General features: G+C 69.7%; 16 protein-coding genes. 11 read left to right on the top strand and 5 right to left on the bottom strand.

Annotated elements, in window-relative coordinates:
- Positions 1–335: 335 nt before the first annotated feature.
- A complete protein-coding gene (locus tag D473_RS0109950) occupies positions 336–674 on the top strand; it encodes a histone-like nucleoid-structuring protein Lsr2 (protein WP_017608924.1) in 339 nt (112 codons plus the stop codon).
- A gap of 181 nt (positions 675–855) precedes the next feature.
- Here the strand turns inward: D473_RS0109950 and D473_RS0109945 are convergent, their stop codons facing one another.
- Positions 856–1,299: a MarR family winged helix-turn-helix transcriptional regulator gene (locus D473_RS0109945; RefSeq protein ID WP_017608923.1), complete on the bottom strand. Its 444-nt coding sequence runs from the start codon at positions 1,297–1,299 to the stop codon at positions 856–858.
- Positions 1,300–1,402: 103 nt separating this feature from the next.
- Here D473_RS0109945 and D473_RS0109940 point away from each other — a divergent pair, with 103 nt between their 5' ends.
- Together D473_RS0109940 and D473_RS0109935 are read left to right on the top strand one after the other, a co-directional pair.
- Positions 1,403–3,199: a flavin-containing monooxygenase gene (locus D473_RS0109940; RefSeq protein WP_017608922.1), complete on the top strand. Its 1,797-nt coding sequence runs from the start codon at positions 1,403–1,405 to the stop codon at positions 3,197–3,199.
- Between the two features lie 21 nt (positions 3,200–3,220).
- A complete protein-coding gene (locus D473_RS0109935) occupies positions 3,221–4,255 on the top strand; it encodes an SMP-30/gluconolactonase/LRE family protein (protein ID WP_017608921.1) in 1,035 nt (344 codons plus the stop codon).
- A gap of 107 nt (positions 4,256–4,362) precedes the next feature.
- Here the strand turns inward: D473_RS0109935 and purU are convergent, their stop codons facing one another.
- Positions 4,363–5,211, bottom strand: coding sequence for a formyltetrahydrofolate deformylase (purU, locus tag D473_RS0109930; RefSeq protein ID WP_017608920.1), 849 nt, complete (start codon positions 5,209–5,211; stop codon positions 4,363–4,365).
- A gap of 11 nt (positions 5,212–5,222) precedes the next feature.
- Positions 5,223–6,596, bottom strand: coding sequence for an L-serine ammonia-lyase (locus D473_RS0109925; protein ID WP_026126800.1), 1,374 nt, complete (start codon positions 6,594–6,596; stop codon positions 5,223–5,225).
- An 80-nt stretch (positions 6,597–6,676) separates the two neighbouring features.
- On the opposite strand from D473_RS0109925, the gene D473_RS0109920 reads away from it, so the two are divergent.
- Positions 6,677–7,342 carry a GntR family transcriptional regulator gene (locus tag D473_RS0109920; protein ID WP_017608918.1) on the top strand — a complete coding sequence of 222 codons (666 nt, stop codon included), beginning with the start codon at positions 6,677–6,679 and terminating at the stop codon, positions 7,340–7,342.
- 47 nt (positions 7,343–7,389) lie between these two features.
- On the opposite strand, the gene D473_RS27125 is transcribed toward D473_RS0109920, so the two are convergent.
- Both D473_RS27125 and D473_RS0109910 read right to left on the bottom strand, forming a co-directional pair.
- Complete coding sequence (locus D473_RS27125) at positions 7,390–7,530, bottom strand: hypothetical protein (protein WP_017608917.1); 141 nt, start codon at positions 7,528–7,530, stop codon at positions 7,390–7,392.
- Positions 7,531–7,579: 49 nt separating this feature from the next.
- Positions 7,580–10,054 carry a GcvT family protein gene (locus D473_RS0109910; RefSeq protein WP_017608916.1) on the bottom strand — a complete coding sequence of 825 codons (2,475 nt, stop codon included), beginning with the start codon at positions 10,052–10,054 and terminating at the stop codon, positions 7,580–7,582.
- Between the two features lie 414 nt (positions 10,055–10,468).
- Between D473_RS0109910 and glyA the strand changes: the two genes are divergently transcribed.
- The 7 genes from glyA to D473_RS0109875 all read left to right on the top strand — a co-directional run bounded on the left by glyA (position 10,469) and on the right by D473_RS0109875 (position 18,549).
- Positions 10,469–11,782: a serine hydroxymethyltransferase gene (gene glyA, locus D473_RS0109905; protein ID WP_017608915.1), complete on the top strand. Its 1,314-nt coding sequence runs from the start codon at positions 10,469–10,471 to the stop codon at positions 11,780–11,782.
- Positions 11,779–13,011, top strand: a complete 1,233-nt coding sequence (locus D473_RS0109900; RefSeq protein WP_017608914.1) for a sarcosine oxidase subunit beta family protein — start codon at positions 11,779–11,781, stop codon at positions 13,009–13,011. The genes glyA and D473_RS0109900 overlap by 4 nt, the downstream gene beginning before the upstream one ends.
- Positions 13,012–13,019: 8 nt before the next feature.
- Positions 13,020–13,289, top strand: a complete 270-nt coding sequence (locus D473_RS0109895) for a sarcosine oxidase subunit delta (protein WP_017608913.1) — start codon at positions 13,020–13,022, stop codon at positions 13,287–13,289.
- On the top strand, positions 13,286–16,129 hold the full coding sequence (locus D473_RS0109890; RefSeq protein WP_017608912.1) for a 2Fe-2S iron-sulfur cluster-binding protein: 2,844 nt from the start codon (positions 13,286–13,288) through the stop codon (positions 16,127–16,129). Before D473_RS0109895 ends, D473_RS0109890 begins: the two co-directional genes overlap by 4 nt.
- Positions 16,122–16,724, top strand: coding sequence for a sarcosine oxidase subunit gamma (locus D473_RS0109885; protein WP_017608911.1), 603 nt, complete (start codon positions 16,122–16,124; stop codon positions 16,722–16,724). The genes D473_RS0109890 and D473_RS0109885 overlap by 8 nt, the downstream gene beginning before the upstream one ends.
- Positions 16,725–16,837: 113 nt before the next feature.
- The gene (locus D473_RS0109880; protein ID WP_017608910.1) at positions 16,838–17,920 is read left to right on the top strand and encodes an S-(hydroxymethyl)mycothiol dehydrogenase; all 1,083 of its coding nucleotides are present in this window, start codon (positions 16,838–16,840) and stop codon (positions 17,918–17,920) included.
- The gene (locus D473_RS0109875; RefSeq protein ID WP_017608909.1) at positions 17,920–18,549 is read left to right on the top strand and encodes an MBL fold metallo-hydrolase; all 630 of its coding nucleotides are present in this window, start codon (positions 17,920–17,922) and stop codon (positions 18,547–18,549) included. Before D473_RS0109880 ends, D473_RS0109875 begins: the two co-directional genes overlap by 1 nt.
- The last annotated feature ends 31 nt before the right edge of the window (positions 18,550–18,580 follow it).

Raw genomic sequence — 18,580 nt, 5'->3', positions numbered from 1 at the left:
CACGGGCGAAAGGTTTTCTTCGTAGGCCCCGGAAGACAGGCCCCGCCGGTTTTACGCGCGGCGCGGTGTGAGAGGCCGTGCCGCGCGGGAGGGCGGGCACCACGGGGGCAGGGGCCTTCGTTCGGTTATGGGATACGTACCTTTGCGTGGTTGGGTTCGGATCCCGGTGGACTGGTTGTCAAAAGGCCAGGAAAGTCTTCCCCCGCCTGTGCGGCTCTTCACACGCTCTTCACGCGGGGGTGCTGCCACAGAAAGACGCGCATTTTACCGAGTTCCAGTTGAAGGTGATCGCATGTTATTTTTGACTGGCATAGCAACGTACTTCAGGGGGACCGATGGCACAGAAGGTAGAAGTTCTTCTCGTCGACGATCTCGACGGTGGTGAAGCGAGTGAGACCGTGACGTTCGGTCTGGACGGGTCCACCTATGAGGTCGACCTGAGCAGTGACAACGCGGAGAAACTCCGTGAGTCCCTGGGATCTTTCATCGAGGTCGGCCGGAAGAAGGCCCGCAAAGCCACCAAGGGCAAGGCAAAAACGACCCGCTCCTCTTCGAACCCGCAACGCGCCGCGCAGATCCGCGCGTGGGCCAAGGAGGCAGGGCTCGAGGTGAACGAGCGCGGCCGCATCCCTCAGTCGGTGGTCGACCAATACGAGGCCGCTCAGAAAGGCTGAGGACCGGACTCCACTCTCCCGATCCACCGGGACCGTGATGTGACACGTGAGACACGGGAACCGGTGGTTCTTCGGCGGGCTCCTTCGGGGGCCCGTCTTTCTGTGTCCGGGGCCGGCATTCCGGAGACGCTGTTGCCGGAAGGCAAGGTCGCCGGGGCACTGCCCTCGGAGGCCCTGTGTCTCAGGAGCGCTGCTCGACCGCGCACCGCAAGGCGCTCATGCCGCGCACGAGCGCGTGGAGGTCGTCGGGGTCGAGGGAGTTCAGCACGTCGGTGGAGGGGTCGGGTTCGCCGAGGAACTGGCGCTGGATGTCGCCGGCCATCGGGGTGGCGACCAGGCGTGTGACGCGCCGGTCCTCCTCGGAGGCTTCGCGGGCCAGGTACCCCAGGGCGACGAGTTTCTCCACACTCGCGGAGACCGTCGGGGCCGAGATCCGCAGGAAATGGGCAATCTCACGTCCCGTGGTGGCGGTGCCGATGGACACGAGCAGGACGATCCTGAGCTGGTGGAGCGTGAGCTCCAGCCCGAGGAAGGGTTGCAGGCGCTGGCCGACGAGCAGGCGCGCGAGTGCACGGCGTTCGTCCATGTATCGCGCGATGAGCTGCTCACTCGTGGTCTCGGTCATGGCACTGGCACCTCCGGGACCAAACCTAACAGCGAAAAACTATTTAGGTACCACCTAACTGTTAGGGTGTGGCACTGCAGTCACACGAGTGAGGACCTCCTTCTTGAGTACGTACCCGCACGAGACGGACGACATCGACCTCGAGGCGTTGAGGAAACGCTACGCCTACGAACGCGACCGGCGTCTCCGGCCCGACGGCAGGGCCCAGTACCGCTCGGCCACCGGCGAGTTCGGTTACTACGCCAAGGATCCCTACACCGAGTGGACCGAACGGGAGCCGCTGACCGACTCCGTGGAGGCCCTGGTCGTCGGCGGCGGCTTCGGCGGCCTGTCGACGGCGGCCCGGCTGCGGCAGGCCGGGGTGGAGTCGATCCGCATGATGGACGAGGCCGGAGACTTCGGTGGTACCTGGTACTGGAACCGCTATCCCGGGATCCACTGCGACATCGAGTCCTACTCCTACATGCCGCTCCTGGAAGAGGTCGGGTACGTCCCGAAGTGGCGCTACGCGCCCGGGGAGGAGATCCGGCAGCACGCCGTGGCGATCGCCGAGACCTTCGATCTGTACCGGGACGTCCTCTTCCACACGCGGGTGACGTCCCTGGACTGGGACGGGGAGAAGGCCGAGTGGATCGTGGGCACCGACCGCGGAGACCGGATGCGCGCCCGCTTCGTCGTCACCTCGTCCGGCACACTGACCCAGCCCAAGCTCCCGGGCATCCCCGGTATCGAGAACTTCCGCGGCCACACCTTCCACACGAGCCGCTGGGACTACTCCTACACCGGAGGCGACCAGCACGGGGGTATGGACGGGCTCGCCGACAAGAAGGTCGCGGTCGTGGGTACCGGGGCGACCGGGGTGCAGATCGTCCCGCCCTTGGGGCGCGACGCCCAGCACCTGTACGTCTTCCAGCGCACCCCCTCCACCGTCGACGTGCGCGACAACCGCCCCACCGACCCCGACTGGGCCTCCTCCCTGGAACCGGGGTGGCAGCGCGAGCGCATGGAGAACTTCCTCTCGGTGATCTCCGGTGAGCAGGTCGAGACCGACCTGGTCCAGGACGGGTGGACCGGTACCGCCCGCCTGCAGCGCCAGATGATCACCGGGGCGCGGGACACCGACCTGGCCCCGGAGGAGCGCGAGTACCTCGACGAACTCGCCGACGCACGGAAGATGAACCGGATCCGTGCCCGGGTGGAGGAGGTGGTCCAAGACCCGGAGACGGCCGAGGCCCTCAAGCCCTGGTACCGCTACATGTGCAAGCGGCCCACCTTCAGCGACCACTACCTGCAGGCCTTCGACCGGCCGGACGTGACGCTGGTCGACACCGCCGACCACGGCGGGATCACGCGCATGACCGAGGACTCTATCGTCGTGGGCCAGGAGGAGTACCAGGTCGACTGCGTCATCTTCGCGACCGGTTTCGACGTGGGGGTCTCGGGTGTGCTGACCGGAGAGCTCCCCGTCCGCGGCCGCGACGGCCGACAGCTCCTGGAGACCTGGGCTCAGGGCGTACGGACCCTGCACGGGTTCTACAGCCCCGGGTTCCCGAACCTGTTCCAGCTGGGCCCGCTGCAGAACGCCACCTCGGTCAACTTCACCCACATCCTGATGGAGCAGGCCGAACACATCGCCGCCGTCGTCGCCGAGGGGCGCAGGACCGGGACCCGGATGATCGAGCCGACCCCGGAGGCCGCCGAGTCCTGGGCACAGACCCTGCAGGAGAACGCCTACGAGAACAGCCGTTTCCAGCAGGAGTGCACCCCCGGCTACTACAACAACGAGGGCGGCGGCGTCATGAGCGGGCGTTCGTACAGCCCCGGTCCGATCGCCTTCCACTCGCTCCTGGGTCGGTGGCGCGAGGAGCACCTGCACGAAGTCCTGCACACCGAGGCCTGATCCGCACCCGTGAGGAAACATATGTACACCTGTGCCCGAACACCGGGACCCACCGCGACCGTGCGCACACTGGCCGCTTCCGTGCTCGTGCTGAGCACGGCCGGATGTGCGCTGTCCCCGAGCGGGGAGGGCGAGGGGCCGGTCGAGGAGATCGCGGCCGAGCAGCTGGTGCGTGCGACCGAGGTCCATGAGGAGACCGGGATGACCCTGTTGGAGGGGCCCACCTTCGCCCCCGACGGGGACCTGCGGTTCGTCGACGTGACCGCGCCCGGGGACGAGCCCGACGTGATGAGCGTGGACACCGAATCCGCCGAGGTGAGCCCCGTGTTCACCGACGACGAGGGCTCCTACACCTCGGCGCAGTTCAGCCCGCACGACGAGCGGCTCTACCTGACCGACTTCGCCGGCGGACGCATCGTCTCGGTCACCCCCGACGGGGAGGACCCCGAGGAGTTCTTCTCGGGCGAGGTCGAGGGCGCGCGGATGTTCCCGGACGACCTGGCCTTCGACGAGGCCGGGAACATGTACATCAGCGACATGTCCGGGCACGACGAGCCCGCTTGGGAGGAGAAGGGCCGTGTGGTGCGGCTCGACCACGAGACCGCCGAGCCGACGGTGCTGGCCGAGGAACTGCCCCCGCCGAACGGGATCTCCTTCACCGAGGACTTCTCGGCGCTGTGGGTCGGCCTGTACGGGGCGAACGAGGTCGACCACCACGAGCTGAACGAGGACGGGACCGAGGTGCTCACCTCGCACACGGCGATCCACTTCGACGGGGGTACGTCCCGGATCGACTCGATCGCGGTCGACGCCGACGGCAACCTGTACCAGGCGATCCACGACGAACCGGCGATGTACGTGTACAGCTCCCTGGGTGAGCACGTGGCGACGGTGCGGGTGCCCGAGGAGGACGCCGAAGGCCTGAGCTCGGCCACCAACGTGGCCATCGAGCCCGGGACGAGCGACGCCTACATGACGGTGAGCGGTGACGACGGAGGCCACATCTACACCTTCGACGCCCTCGCCGAGGGGATCCGCCAGTCCAACGGGGGCTGAGTGAGGCCGGGTCGACGCCCTCCGGCGCGGGCCGCACGGCCGGTGAAAGGGCGCCGGTCCTGTCTGTCCCCTGTGCCCGTCCCCGCGGGGAGGGACACAGGGGAACCTCATTCGAAGACCACGGTGCTCTGCCCGTTGGGCAGCACCCGGCGCTCGCAGTGCCAACGCACCGCGCGCGACAGGGCCAGCGCTTCGGCGTCGCGCCCCACCCGCTGCAGGGCCGCAGGGTCGTGGGTGTGGTCGATCCGGATCACCTCCTGCTCGATGATCGGGCCCTCGTCGAGGTCGGGGGTGACGTAGTGGGCAGTGGCACCCACGAGCTTGACCCCGCGTTCGTAGGCCTGGTGGTAGGGCTTGGCCCCCTTGAACCCGGGCAGGAACGAGTGGTGGATGTTGATGGCGCGGCCCTCCAGCGCCTTGCACGTCTGGTCCGAGAGCACCTGCATGTAACGGGCCAGGACCACCAGCTCGGCGTCGTACTCCTCGACCAGCTGCAGCATCCGGGCCTCGGACTCGGGTTTGGACTCGGGGGTGACCGGGACATGCACGAAGGGCAGTCCCGCGTTCTCGGCCATCGAACGCAGGCCTTCGTGGTTGGAAACGACGGCGACGATGTCCGCGCCGAGGCTGCCCGAGCGCCAGCGGAAGATCAGGTCGTTGAGGCAGTGACCGGCCTTGGAGACCATCACGAGCACCCGGGCCGGGTTCCGGTCGGAGAAGGCGAAGGCCATCCCGAAGTCGGCGGCCACCGGTTCGAACCCGCGCTCCATGAGGTCGAGGTCGGCCTCCTCGGGCGCGTCGACCTGGGCACGCAGGAAGAAGCGGGCCTGCACGGGGTCGTCGAACTGCTGGTACTCGCCGATGTCGCAGCCGTGGTCGAGGAGGAAGGAGCTGACCGCGTGCACGATACCGGTGCGGTTGGGGCAGCTCAGGGTGAGGACGAACGAACGGGCCATGAGGGGTCTCCTCAGCATTCCACGATGTTGAGAGCCAGCCCGCCGCGGGCGGTCTCCTTGTACTTGTCCTTCATGTCGGCGCCGGTCTCCCGCATCGTCTTGACGGCCTTGTCGAGGGAGACGTGGTGTCGACCGTCGCCGCGCAGGGCCATACGCGCGGCGGTGACGGCCTTGACCGACGCCACGGCGTTGCGCTCGATGCAGGGGATCTGGACGAGCCCGCCCACGGGGTCGCAGGTCAGTCCGAGGTTGTGTTCGATGCCGATCTCGGCGGCGTTCTCCACCTGTTCGGGGGTGCCGCCGATGGCCTCGGCGAGCGCGCCGGCCGCCATGGAGCAGGCCGATCCCACCTCGCCCTGGCAGCCGACCTCGGCCCCGGAGATCGAGGCGTTCTCCTTGAACAGGAGCCCGATGGCGCCGGCCGTGAGCAGGAACCGCACCGCTGCGTCGTCGTCGAAGCCGGGCAGGAACTTGTCGGCGTAGTGCAGGACGGCGGGGACGATGCCGGCGGCTCCGTTGGTGGGTGCGGTCACGACCCGCCCCCCTGCGGCGTTCTCCTCGTTGACGGCCAGCGCGTAGAGCGTGACCCACTCCATGGGGTCGGGTCCGCCGGCTGCGTCCTGGTCGGCTTCCAGGCGTGTGCGCAGTTCGCGGGCGCGGCGCCGGACCTCGAGCCCGCCGGGCAGGGAGCCGCCGGTGCTGGTCCCATTGTCGACGCACTCGCGCATGACCGACCGGATCCGCAGCAGTCCGTCGCGGATCTCGTGTTCGCTCCGGCGCGCGCGTTCGTTGGCGAGCATGACGCCGCTGACCGGTAGAGCGCTCTCGCGGGTTCGGGCGAGCAGTTCGTCGCCGGTGGTGAAGGGACAGGGGACGGGCGTGCCGTCCTCGACGGGGGCGGAGCGGACTGCGTCGTCCTGGTCCAGGACGAAACCGCCGCCGACGGAGTAGTACTCACACCGGTCGAGCCGTTCCCCGCCGGGGCCGAAGGCCGCCAAGGCCATTCCGTTGCTGTGGAAGTCCAGGCGCTTGTTGCGGTGCAGGACGATGTCCTCGCCGGGATCGAAGGCGATCTCGTGGTGCCCGGCGAGAGGGATCCGCCCTTCCTCCCGCACGGTGCGCACCGCGGGTTCGGCGGCGACGGGGTCCACGAGGTGGGGTTGTTCGCCCATGAGCCCGAGGACGACAGCCCCGACGCTGCCGTGGCCGCGCCCCGTGGCCCCGAGGGAGCCGAAGAGTTCGCAGCGCACCGCCGCGGTGCCGGGCAGGGCCCCGTTCTCGGCCAGACGGGAGACAAAGAGGCGAGCCGCCTTCATCGGCCCGACGGTGTGTGAGCTGGAAGGACCGATACCTACCTTGAAGAGGTCGAACACGGAAATAGTCACGTATGCCCCTGAAATGTTAGTTGTACCGCTTTGATGTCGATTTGTTCTGGGGCTGCGGGGTCAGGTCTTAGGATGGGCACATGATCGCCACTCCCAAGGAGCTCGAACCGCCGTCCATGTCGCTGGCCGATCGTGCCCACGCCGCGATCCAGGACCAACTGATCATGTTGGAGATCCCGCCGATGGCCCCCATCGATGACGGGATCCTGAGCGAGGAGCTGGGCATCGGCCGCACCCCCGTCCGCGAGGCCCTGAAGAGGCTGCAGACGGAGCGCCTGGTGGTCTCCTATCCGCGCCGGGGCACCTTCGCCACCGGTGTGGACATCACCGATCTCGCGTTCATCTCCGAGATCCGGATGCAGCTGGAGCCCCTGGCAGCGAAGCGGGCCGCACAGGTCGCCATCCGCGGGACCAAGGCCGAACTGGCCGAACTCGCCGACCTGATCGAGTCCCTCGACATCGCTTCGCTCGGCCGCAGCGACCTCATGCGGTGGGACATGCGTGTGCACAGGAGCATCTACCGGGCCGCGGCCAACCCGCACCTGGAGGACACGCTCGTGCGCTACAACAACCTCGCGACCCGCCTGTTCTGCCTGTTCATCGACCGCATCAGCCACTTCGACCGACACATCGGCGAACACGTGGCCCTGCTGCGCGGCATCTCCGAAGGTGAGGCCGACACGGTGTCCGCACTCGCGCACGAGCACGTCATCGGGTTCGAGAAGGCCATCCGCGCGGTCACCTGACCGGGGACCGCCCGCCCCGGCAGGGGCCGGGCCCCCGCACGGGGACGTCATGACCGCCCCGCCGCCGCAGCAGCACTCTGCACCGCGTGCCGGAGCAGCTGCGCGGTGGTGACGGGGCCGGCCCCGCCCGGGGCGGGCACACGCACGGCGAGGTCGTTGAGGTAGGTGTCGGCGGAGTCCGATCGCATGGTGGTCCTTTCCGGGCGATGTGCACCGGGTGGGACGCCGGGCCCGGGGTCAGCGGCGGATCCGGTGCATCTCCGGGTCCACCAGGGGTTCGGCCGCGACGGTCGCCCGGACCTTCCGGTCGAAGTACTGGACCTCCACCGGGGTGCCCGGGGTGGCCGAGGAGGGCAGCCAGGCGTAGGCGATGGGGGTACCGAGGGTGTGGGCGAAGGCGGCGGAGGTGACGTAGCCGGTAGGTCGCCCGTCGAGCAGGACCGGCTCCGAACCGAGCAGGACACTGCGGCCGTCGTCGACGGTCAGGCAGGTCAGGCGCCGGGTGACGGCGTCGGGGTCGATGCCTTCCAGAGCCTCGCGCCCGATGAAATCGCCCTTCTTCTGCATACGGACCGCGAACCCGACCCCGGCCTCGTAGGGGTTGTGTTCGGTGTTCATGTCGGCGCCCCAGGCGCGGTAGCCCTTCTCCAGGCGCAGGCTGTTGAACGCGCCCCGCCCGGCGGGCGCGACGCCGAGGTCGCGTCCTGCTTCGTAGAGCACGTCCCAGAGCTTCTGCCCGTACTCGGCGCTGGTGTAGATCTCCCAGCCGAGTTCACCGACGTAGGACACGCGCATGGCGGTGACGGGGATACCGGCGATGTGTGCGCGCTTGCAGCGGAAGAACTTCAGACCCTCGTGGGAGAAGTCGTCGTGGCTCAGCGGCTGGACGAGATCGCGGGCATGCGGTCCCCACACCCCGATACAGCAGGTGCCGCCGGTGATGTCGCGGATCTGCACGCTGCGGTCCGCAGGCTGCTCGCGGCGGAAATGATCGAGGTCGAGGTTGCCGTTGATCCCGACCTGGAAGGTCTCCTCGTCGAGCCGGGCAACAGTGATGTCGCTGCGGACACCGCCGGCATCGTCGAGCACGAGCGTGTAAGCCACGTAACCGGGCGACCGGTCGATCTTGCCGGTGGTGAGGCGATCGAGGAAGGCGAGCGCCCCGGGGCCGCTGACCTCGAGCCGCTTGAGCGGGGTCATGTCGTACATCGCGACGGCGTTGCGGGTCTTCCACGCCTCTGCGGCCACGATCGGTGAGTGGAACATCGCGGACCAGGAGTCGCGGGGCCGCGGTGCCCACTCGGTGGGCAGCTCCTTGACCAGCGGAGCGTTGGCCTCGTACCAGTGCGGGCGTTCCCAACCGTGGCTCTCCCGGAAGACGGCGCCGAGTTCGCGCTGGCGTGCGTGGAAGGGGCTGGTGCGCAGGTCGCGCGGGGAGAGCTTGGGCTGGGAGGGGTGCAGGACGTCGTAGATCTCGACGAAGTTCTGCTTGGAGGTCTCGGTGACGTAGTCGTCGCTGGTCTCGATCTCGTCGAAACGGTGCACGTCGCAACCGTGCAGGTCGACCTCGCTGCGGCCGTCGACGAGCAGCTGCGCCACGGATCGGGCCACACCCGAGGAGTGGGTGACCCAGACGGCTTCGGCGATCCAGAACCCGGCGACGTCGGGGGACTCGCCGATCAGGGGCCCGCCGTCGGGGGTGAAGGAGAAGACCCCGTTGAAACCGGCCTCGACCTTGGCCGAACGCAGGGCGGGCAGCAGACGCTTGCTCTGCTCCCAGGAAGAGGCGAAGTCCTCGTCGGTGAAGGGCAGCATCGAGGGCATGTCCTCCTCGGAGGTGGAGCCGTCCTCGTTCTCGGGCAGATCGGTGAGGGAGACCGGGATGGGGCGGTGCGCGTAGGTGCCGATGCCGATGCGGTCGTTGTGCTCCCGGTAGTAGAGGTCGTAGTCCTGGTTGCGCAGGATCGGCAGGTGCGCCTCGGTCAGGTCGTCGTTGCGGCCGACCAGCTCGGGGATCTGGCCGGTGCGGGCGTACTGGTGCGCCATCGGCAGCAGCGGCACCGTCATGCCGACCATGTCTCCCACGCGCCGGCCCCAGAACCCGGCGCAGGAGACGACGATGTCGGCGGGGATGTCGCCCTGGTCGGTGTGCACGCCGGTGACCCGCCCGCCCTGCTGGTTGATGCCGAGGACCCGGGTCGAGCCGCGGAAATCGGCGCCGGCGGCCCCGGCGCGGCGGGCCAGGGCCAGCACGGCCCGGGAGGACTTGCCGAGCCCGTCGGCGGGGGTGTGGAAACCCCCGAGGACCTGGCCGGGATCGAGCAGCGGGTGCAGCCGGGCGCACTCCTCGGGTCCGACGACGGTGCCGCTCACGCCCCAGGACGCGGCCCAGCCCTGTTTGCGGTGCAGGTCGGCCAGGCGTTCGGGGGTGGTGGCGATCTCGAGTCCGCCGACCTGGTTGAAGCACCAGGCGCCGTCGACGTCGAGGCTGCGGAGTTTCTCGACGGTGTACTGGGCGAACGCGGTCATCGTCTTGGACGGTCCGGTCTGGTAGACGAGCCCGGGTGCGTGCGAGGACGATCCGCCGGTGAGGGGCAGCGGGCCCTGGTCGACCACGGTGATGCGGTTCCAACCGCGGGCGGTGAGTTCGTCGGCGAGGTTGGCGCCGACGATTCCTGCTCCGATGATGACGACGCGGGGACTCGGACTCATGGTGGTCTCCTAACTCATGGTCACTCGCAAATGCTCTGGGTGACGAGACGCGTGCGCGGGGCACCTGGGGCGGGGCGACGAGGTGCGAGAGCGGTGGCAGGGGCGGTCGGGCGGGCCTCGTGGTGGAGGGCGCGGGCGGGCGGATCCGCCGTGGGGCCTCGGAGGGCTCGCGGATGGCCTTCCGAGGGACCGGCTTCTCGACAGCAGACTGATATATCAGATGGACGGCAGATTAGGCGTCGGCAATGACGCGAGTCAAGGGCGCGCCGGAAAATCGACGGGACAAAAATCGGCTCTTGCGCTCACCCCGAGTCGCTCTCTATCCTGATCGCCAACTGATATGTCAGATCGGTTTCTATTGCTTCTCAGGTCCTCCGACCACCCCTCCCCGGCTCCCGCGTGGAAGGAAACCCCATGAGACCCTCCCCGAGCACCGGCGCACCCGGCCTCACCGACGGTTCACTGCCGACGGTCGATCCGGAGGTCGCCGCCGCCGTCAGCGCCGAACTGGAGCGCCAGCAGTCCACGCTGGAGATGATCGCCTCGGAGAACTTCGCGCCCCGGGCGGTGTTGGAGGCCCAGGGTTCGGTCCTGACCAACAAGTACGCCGAGGGTTACCCGGGCAAGCGCTACTACGGCGGCTGCGAACACGTAGACGTCGTCGAGCAGCTGGCGATCGACCGGGCCAAGGCCCTGTTCGGCGCCGCCTACGCCAACGTGCAGCCGCACTCGGGGGCCCAGGCCAACGCGGCCGCGATGTTCGCCCTTCTCAACCCCGGCGACACGATCATGGGCCTGGACCTGGCCCACGGCGGCCACCTCACCCACGGCATGCACATCAACTTCTCCGGAAAGCTCTACGACGTCGTGCCCTACCACGTCGACCCGCACGAGCACCGGGTCGACATGGACGAGGTCGCCCGCCTGGCCCGGGAGAAGCGGCCGCGGATGATCATCGCGGGCTGGTCGGCCTACCCGCGCCGGCTCGACTTCGCGCGGTTCCGGGAGATCGCCGACGAGGTCGGCGCCTACCTGATGGTGGACATGGCCCACTTCGCCGGGCTCGTGGCCGCCGACCTGTACCCCGACCCGCTCCCCCACGCACACGTAGTCACCACGACCACACACAAGACGCTGGGCGGACCCAGGGGCGGCGTCATCATGTCCGCCGACGAGGCCCTGGCCAAGAAGTTCAACTCCGCGGTCTTTCCCGGGCAGCAGGGCGGCCCGCTCGAGCACGTCATCGCCGGCAAGGCGGTGCTGTTCAAGCTCGCCGCCGAACCCGAGTTCGCCGAACGCCAGCGCCGCACCGTCGAGGGGGCCCAGCTCCTGGCCGACCGGCTCTCGGCCGAGGACTGCACGCACAAGGGTGTGCGCCTGGTCTCCGGCGGCACCGACGTCCACCTGGTCCTGGTCGATCTGCGCGGCTCGGAGCTGGACGGCAGGACCGCCGAGGACCGCCTGCACCGCATCGGCATCACCGTCAACCGCAACGCGGTGCCCGACGACCCGCGTCCGCCGATGATCACGTCGGGCCTGCGTATCGGCACCCCAGCCCTGGCCACCCGCGGGTTCGGCCCCGCCGAGTTCGCAGAGGTCGCCGACGTCGTCGCCGAGGCCCTCGACCCCGCGCTGGACGAGACCGGGGCCAGGGCCCTGCGCGCACGCGTGGAGAAACTGGCCGCCGACTTTCCCCTCTACCCGCACATGGACGGAGCGTTCTGGTGACTCCACCCACCCCCGGAGCCGACCTGCCCGAACACCCGGACTGGTTGTGGAGCTCCCCCGAACCGAAGTCCTCCTACGACGCGGTGATCGTGGGCGGTGGCGGGCACGGCCTGGCCACGGCCTACTACCTGGCCAAGAACCACGGCATCACCAACATCGCGGTGTTGGAGAAGGGCTGGCTCGCGGGCGGCAACATGGCCCGCAACACCACCATCATCCGCTCGAACTACCTGTGGGACGAGAGCGCCGGGCTCTACGAGCACTCCCTGAAGCTGTGGGAGGGGCTCGAGGACGAGCTCGACTACCCGCTCCTGTTCTCCCAGCGGGGCGTACTCAACCTGGCGCACTCCCTGCAGGAGGTGCGCGACAGCGTACAGCGGGTCAACGCCAACCGGCTCAACGGGATCGACGCCGAGTGGCTGGCACCGGACCGGGTCGCCGAGGTCTGTCCCATTCTGAACACGTCCGAGGACCTGCGTTACCCGGTACTGGGCGCCACCTGGCAGCCGCGGGCCGGGATCGCCAAGCACGACCACGTGGCCTGGGGTTTCGCCCGCGCACTCGATCGTATGGGTGTCGACCTCGTCCAGAACTGCGAGGTGACCGGATTCGAGCGGGTCGGCGACCGGATCGTCGGGGTGGAGACCACCCGCGGCCCGATCCGGACCGGCAAGGTCGCGCTGGCCGCCGCGGGCCACTCATCGGTGCTCACCGACACCCTCGGGCTGCGGCTGCCGGTCCAGAGCCACCCGTTGCAGGCCCTGGTGTCGGAACTGTTGGAGCCGGTGCACCCCACCGTGGTGATGTCCAACGCCGTGCACGTCTACGTCTCCCAGGCCCACAAGGGAGAACTCGTGCTCGGCGCCGGCATCGACTCCTACAACTCCTACTCCCAACGCGGTGCGTTCCACACCATCGAACGGCAGATGGCCGCCGCGGTCGAGCTGTTCCCGATGTTCGCCCGCGCGCACGTGCTGCGGACCTGGGGCGGGGTCGTCGACGTCACCCCCGACGCCTCGGCGGTGATGGGGTTGACCCCCTTCGAGGGGCTCTACGTCAACTGCGGCTGGGGCACCGGCGGTTTCAAGGCCACCCCGGGCGTGGGTTGGTGCTTCGCCCACACCATCGCCAACGACCGGCCCCATCCCCTCAACGTCCCGTTCTCCCTCGAACGCTTCACCAGCGGCGCCCTCATCGACGAGCACGGCGCCTCCGGCGTCGCCCATTAGGAGTTCCCATGATGTCCATCCCCTGCCCGTGGTGCGGGCCGCGCGACGAGATCGAGTTCCACTACGGAGGACAGGCCGGCGTGGCCTACCCGCAGGACCCGCACACCCTCACCGACGAGGACTGGGCACAGTTCCTCTTCTTCCGGGACAACCCCAGGGGTGCCTTCGGCGAACGCTGGCTCCACGCGGCCGGATGCCGCCGGTGGTTCAGTCTCCGCCGGGACACCGTCACCAACCGCATCCTTGACCGGCACGACACGAGGACGGTGGGCCAGTGAACAACGGGTACAGGCTCAGAGCCCGGGGACGGATCGACCGCGACCGCCCGCTGCACTTCACCTTCGACGGACGCGAGTACCAGGGTTACGAGGGCGACACCCTCGCCTCGGCCCTGCTCGCCAACGGCGTCCACCAAGTCGCCACCAGCATCAAGCACGGACGGCCCCGCGGGATCATGGCGGCCGGCGCCGAGGAACCGAACGCACTGGTGCAGATCGACGAGCCCTTCCCCGAACCGATGCAGACAGCCACGACGGTCCGGCTGACCGACAGGTTGGCGGCCTCGGGGCTGCCCGGCCGGGGCCGGCTGGCCGCCGAGAAGGACCCGGCGCGCTACGACACCATGCACGCCCACTGCGACGTGCTCGTCGTCGGTGCCGGTCCCGCGGGGCTCGCCGCCGCACTGACCGCGGCGCGCAGCGGGGCCCGGGTGATCGTGGCCGAGACCGACACCGAGTTCGGCGGGGCCCTGCTGGGGACCGGTGAACAGCTGGACGGCGCGCCGGCCCACGCGTGGGCGCGGCAGGCCGTGGCCGAACTGGACGAGCACCCGGAAGTGCGGAAGCTGACCGGCACCACCGTGTTCGGCCACTACGAGGACAACTACCTCGTCGCGGTCGAGCACCGGGGCGAGGACGCATTCACCCGCCAGCGCGTCTGGCGCATCCGTGCCCGCGAGGTCGTCCATGCCACGGGCGCGCACGAGCGGCCGCTGATCTTCGCCGGAAATGACCGTCCCGGCATCCTGCTCGCCGGGGCCGCACGCACCTACCTGCACCGGTACGGGGTCGTCCCGGGTGAGCGCGCGGTCGTGTTCACCACCAACGACAGCGCCTACGCGGCCGCCGTGGACCTGCACGACGCCGGGGTGGAGATCGCCACAGTCGTCGACGCACGGGGTTCGGTGCCCCCTCACTGGGAGTCGTTGTGCGCTGAGCGCGGGATCACCCTGATGCCCGGGACGGCGGTGGTCACCAGTTCCGGTCCCGGGCGGGTCTCGCAGGTGCGTGTGGCCCAGTGGTGGCAGGAGGAGGAGCGACCGGGCGCGGAGCACACACGGATCGACTGTGACACCCTCCTGGTCTCGGGTGGCTGGAACCCCGCGGTGCACCTGCACAGTCAGGCCCGCGGGGCCCTCCGGTTCTCCGAGGACCTGGGCGCGTTCGTGCCCGACCAGAACCCGCGGTCGGTGCGGTCGGCGGGTGCGGCGGCGGGGGTGCTCACCACCAGCGCGTGCCTGAGCAGCGGCTCGGAGGCGGGGCGGAAGGCCGCCCGGGCCTGCGGGCTCGAAACGGAGACCGCGGAGCTCCCCCGAGCGGCATCCCCCCCGGTCCGACCCGGGCGCACCGTATGGCTCGTTCCGTCACCGACCGACTCCACCGGCGACACCCAGTACGTGGACCTGGCCCGGGACGCCACGGTCGCCGACATCCGCCGGGCGCTGGGGGCCGGCATGGAGTCGGTCGAGCACATCAAGCGCTACACGACACTGGGCACCGCCCACGACCAGGGCAAGACGTCGGGGACCCTGGCGAGCGGGGTCATCACCGAGCTCCTGGGACGCAGCACCGGCGAGATCGGCACGACCACGTTCCGGGCCCCCTACACCCCCGTGGCCTTCGCCGCGCTGGCGGGCCGGGAACGGGGCGACCTGTACGACCCGGTCCGGGTCACCTCCGTGCACGACTGGCACGTGGACCAAGGGGCGCCGTTCGAGAACGTGGGGCAGTGGAAGCGGCCGTGGTACTACCCGCACGGCGGTGAGGACATGGAGGCCGCGGTTCTGCGCGAGTGCCGCGCGGTCCGGGAGGGCGTCGGGCTCCAGGACGTGTCGACGCTGGGCAAGATCGACGTGCAGGGGCCGGACGCAGCCGAGTTCCTCGACCTCGTCTACACCAACAAGATGAGCACGCTCAAGGTCGGGCGCATCCGCTACGGACTGATGTGCACCGCCGACGGCATGGTTTTCGACGACGGCACGGTCGCCCGCACCGGGGAGCACCGCTACCTGGTCACGACCACGTCGGGGGGTGCCGCCGGTGTCCTGCAGTGGTTGGAGGACTGGCTGCAGACCGAATGGTCCCACCTGCGGGTGCACCTGACGTCGGTGACCGACCACTGGGCCACGATCGCGCTCGCGGGCCCGCGCTCGCGCGAGGTGCTGTCGCGGGTCGCGCCCGACATGGAGCTGGAGCAGGAGGACTTCCCGTTCATGGCTTGGCGGGACGGGACCGTCGCCGGGCACGGGGCCAGGGTCTTCCGGATCAGTTTCTCCGGTGAGCTCGCCTACGAGATCAGTGTGCCCTGGTGGTACGGGCGCGAGGTCTGGGAGGCGCTCGTGGCAGCCGGCGCACCGTTGGGCATCACGCCCTACGGCACCGAGACGATGCACGTGCTGCGTGCGGAGAAGGGCCTGCCCATCGTCGGGCAGGACACCGACGGCACCGTCACCCCGTACGACCTGGGCATGGGCTGGGCCGTGTCGAAGAAGAAGGAGGACTTCCTGGGCAAGCGCTCCTTCAGCCGGGCCGACACCGCACGCACCGACCGCAAGCAGTTGGTGGGTCTGCTGCCCGCCGACCCGGACCTGGTGCTGGCCGAGGGCGCCCAGTTGGTGGAGGAGGCCGAACTCCCCGAGCCCCCGGTCCCGATGCTGGGCCACGTCACCTCCAGCTACCGCAGCGCGGTCCTGGAACGCGGGTTCGCCCTGGCCATGGTCGACGCCGGGCGCGACCGGATCGGCGACACGGTCCACGCCACCTACGGCGGCCGTCTCGTCGCGGCCACGATCACCGACCACGTCTTCTACGACAAGGAAGGAGCGCGCCGCGATGGCTGAGATCCGAGGCGAATCGCCCCTGGCCCCCCGCGCGAAACTGTTGGCGGAGGCCTCCGTCCCGGACGTCCTGGAGCTCGGGGAGATCCCGTTCCTGACCCAGGTCGCCCTGCGTCTGGACCCCGAGGGGGCGGAAGCCGCGCGGGTCGGCGCCGCTCTGGGGGCGCCCCTGCCCCTCGCCCCCGGGACGTCCGTGGTCGCCGGCGACCTGCTGGTGCTGTGGATGGGCCCGGACGAGTGGCTCGTGATGGGTGAACAGGGCAGGGCCCCGGAGGTGGTGTCCGCGCTGACACGGTCGCTGGAGGGCGAACACGGCGCGGTCGTGGACGTGTCCGGCCAGCGCACGACCCTGGAGGTCGCCGGGCCGCGGGCGGAGGAGTTCCTGAACAAGGGGTGCCCGCTCGACCTCCACCCCTTCTCCTTCGGCCCGGGACGGTGCGCGCAGACCCTGCTGGCACGCACCGAGGTCGCCCTGCTGCGGCGGCACGGGACCACCCCGGTCTTCTGGGTCCTCGTCCGCTCCTCCTTCGCGCGCCACCTGGCCGGCTGGGCCGCCGACGCGGCCGCCGAGTACGGCGCCCGCGATACCCTCGCATAACGGTCGGCACCATCGGCCCCGAAGCACATCCATCCCCCTGTCCGCGGGCAGTTCCGTGCCCGCCCGCGGCCTCACAGGAACAGACGTCGGCCCCGACCGAAGAGGAGTACAACATGACCGTCGTGCGTGGCGTGGTCGCCCGTGGCAAGGGCGAACCCGTCGAGGTGGTGAACATCAACGTGCCCGACCCCGGGCCCGGTGAGGCCGTGGTCCGGGTCCAGGCCTGCGGGGTCTGCCACACCGACCTGAGCTACAGGGAGGGCGGGATCAATGACGAGTACCCGTTCCTCCTGGGCCACGAGGCCGCCGGGGTCGTCGACGCCGTGGGCGAGGGTGTCCACGACGTCGAGCCCGGGGACTTCGTCGTCCTGAACTGGCGGGCCGTCTGCGGGAACTGCCGGGCCTGTGCCCGGGGCCGTCCCCAGTACTGCTTCGACACCCACAACGCTACCCAGCCCATGACCCTGGAGGACGGCACCCCCTTGTCGCCGGCCCTGGGCATCGGTGCCTTCGCCGAGAAGACGCTCGTGCACGCGGGACAGTGCACGAAGGTCGACCCGTCCGCCCGCCCGGCGGTGGTCGGCCTGCTGGGGTGCGGTGTGATGGCGGGTATCGGCGCGACCGTCAACACCGGTCTGGCCGGTCCCGGGGACTCGGTGGCGATCATCGGGTGCGGCGGTGTCGGCAACGGTTCGGTGGCCGGGGCGGAGTTGGTCGGGGCCCGGCGCATCATCGCCGTCGACACCGACCCCGCCAAGCTGGAGTGGGCCCGCACGTTCGGCGCCACCCACACCGTCAACGCCGCGGAGGTCGACACGGTGGAGGCGATCCGGGAGCTCACCGACGGGCACGGCGCCGACGTCGTGGTCGACGCCGTGGGGGTACCCGAGACCTACAAGCAGGCGTTCTACGCGCGGGACCTGGCCGGCACGGTGGTGCTGGTCGGAGTCCCTTCCCCCGAGATGACGCTCGAGCTGCCGCTGCTCGACGTCTTCGGGCGCGGCGGCGCCCTCAAGTCCAGCTGGTACGGCGACTGCCTGCCCAGCAGGGACTTCCCGATGCTGGTGGAGATGTACCAGCAGGGCCGCCTGCCGCTGGAGGAGTTCGTGACCGAGGAGATCGCCCTGGACCAGGTGGAGCAGTCGTTCGACAAGATGCACCGCGGTGAAGTGCTGCGATCGGTGGTGACGTTCTGATGGGTGTCCAGGTCAACCACACCGTCACTTCGGGCACGTTCACCCTGGACGGGGCCACCCACGACGTCGACAACAACGTGTGGGTGGTGGGCGACGACCGGGAGTGCCTGGTCATCGACGCGCCACACGAGATCGAGACGATCCTCGATCTGGTGGACGGGCGCAGCGTGCGCGCCGTGCTGTGCACACACGCGCACGACGACCACGTCCGTATGGCCCCTGCCCTGGCAGACGCGTTCGGTGCGCCGGTGCTGCTGCACCCCGACGACCGGGTCCTGTGGGACCTCACCCACCCCGACCGGGCCCCCGACGGCAAACTCACCGACGGCCAGGTGCTCGAGGTGGGTGACGTGGAGCTGCGGCTCCTGCACACTCCGGGCCACGCACCCGGGTCGGTGTGCGTGTACGTCCCGGCCCTGGGCACGGTGTTCACCGGCGACACCCTCTTCGCCGGCGGCCCCGGGGCGACGGGGCGTTCCTACTCCGACTTCGGCGTGATCGTGGAGTCCATCCGCCACCGTCTCCTCCCGTTGCCGGAGGAGACGGTGGTCAACCCGGGCCACGGCGGGTCGACCACGATCGGCGCGGTCCGTACCGAATTCGAGCAGTGGGCCGCACGCGGCTATTGAAGGCGTGAAAGAGCGTGTCCCCGGCCGGTCG

Origin of the sequence: Nocardiopsis xinjiangensis YIM 90004 (assembly GCF_000341145.1) — a bacterium.
GTDB classification, from domain to species: Bacteria; Actinomycetota; Actinomycetes; order Streptosporangiales; family Streptosporangiaceae; genus Nocardiopsis; species Nocardiopsis xinjiangensis.
Note: the sequence above shows the minus strand (reverse complement) of the source record. Positions and strands in the feature narration are given on the sequence as shown.

Coding starts and splice junctions, on each gene's coding strand:
- D473_RS0109950 (WP_017608924.1), top strand. CDS start 336: ATGGCACAGAAGGTAGAAGTTCTTCTCGTCGACGATCTCGACGGTGGT.
- D473_RS0109945 (WP_017608923.1), bottom strand. CDS start 1,299: ATGACCGAGACCACGAGTGAGCAGCTCATCGCGCGATACATGGACGAA.
- D473_RS0109935 (WP_017608921.1), top strand. CDS start 3,221: ATGTACACCTGTGCCCGAACACCGGGACCCACCGCGACCGTGCGCACA.
- purU (WP_017608920.1), bottom strand. CDS start 5,211: ATGGCCCGTTCGTTCGTCCTCACCCTGAGCTGCCCCAACCGCACCGGT.
- D473_RS0109920 (WP_017608918.1), top strand. CDS start 6,677: ATGATCGCCACTCCCAAGGAGCTCGAACCGCCGTCCATGTCGCTGGCC.
- D473_RS27125 (WP_017608917.1), bottom strand. CDS start 7,530: ATGCGATCGGACTCCGCCGACACCTACCTCAACGACCTCGCCGTGCGT.
- D473_RS0109910 (WP_017608916.1), bottom strand. CDS start 10,054: ATGAGTCCGAGTCCCCGCGTCGTCATCATCGGAGCAGGAATCGTCGGC.
- glyA (WP_017608915.1), top strand. CDS start 10,469: ATGAGACCCTCCCCGAGCACCGGCGCACCCGGCCTCACCGACGGTTCA.
- D473_RS0109895 (WP_017608913.1), top strand. CDS start 13,020: ATGATGTCCATCCCCTGCCCGTGGTGCGGGCCGCGCGACGAGATCGAG.
- D473_RS0109885 (WP_017608911.1), top strand. CDS start 16,122: ATGGCTGAGATCCGAGGCGAATCGCCCCTGGCCCCCCGCGCGAAACTG.
- D473_RS0109880 (WP_017608910.1), top strand. CDS start 16,838: ATGACCGTCGTGCGTGGCGTGGTCGCCCGTGGCAAGGGCGAACCCGTC.
- D473_RS0109875 (WP_017608909.1), top strand. CDS start 17,920: ATGGGTGTCCAGGTCAACCACACCGTCACTTCGGGCACGTTCACCCTG.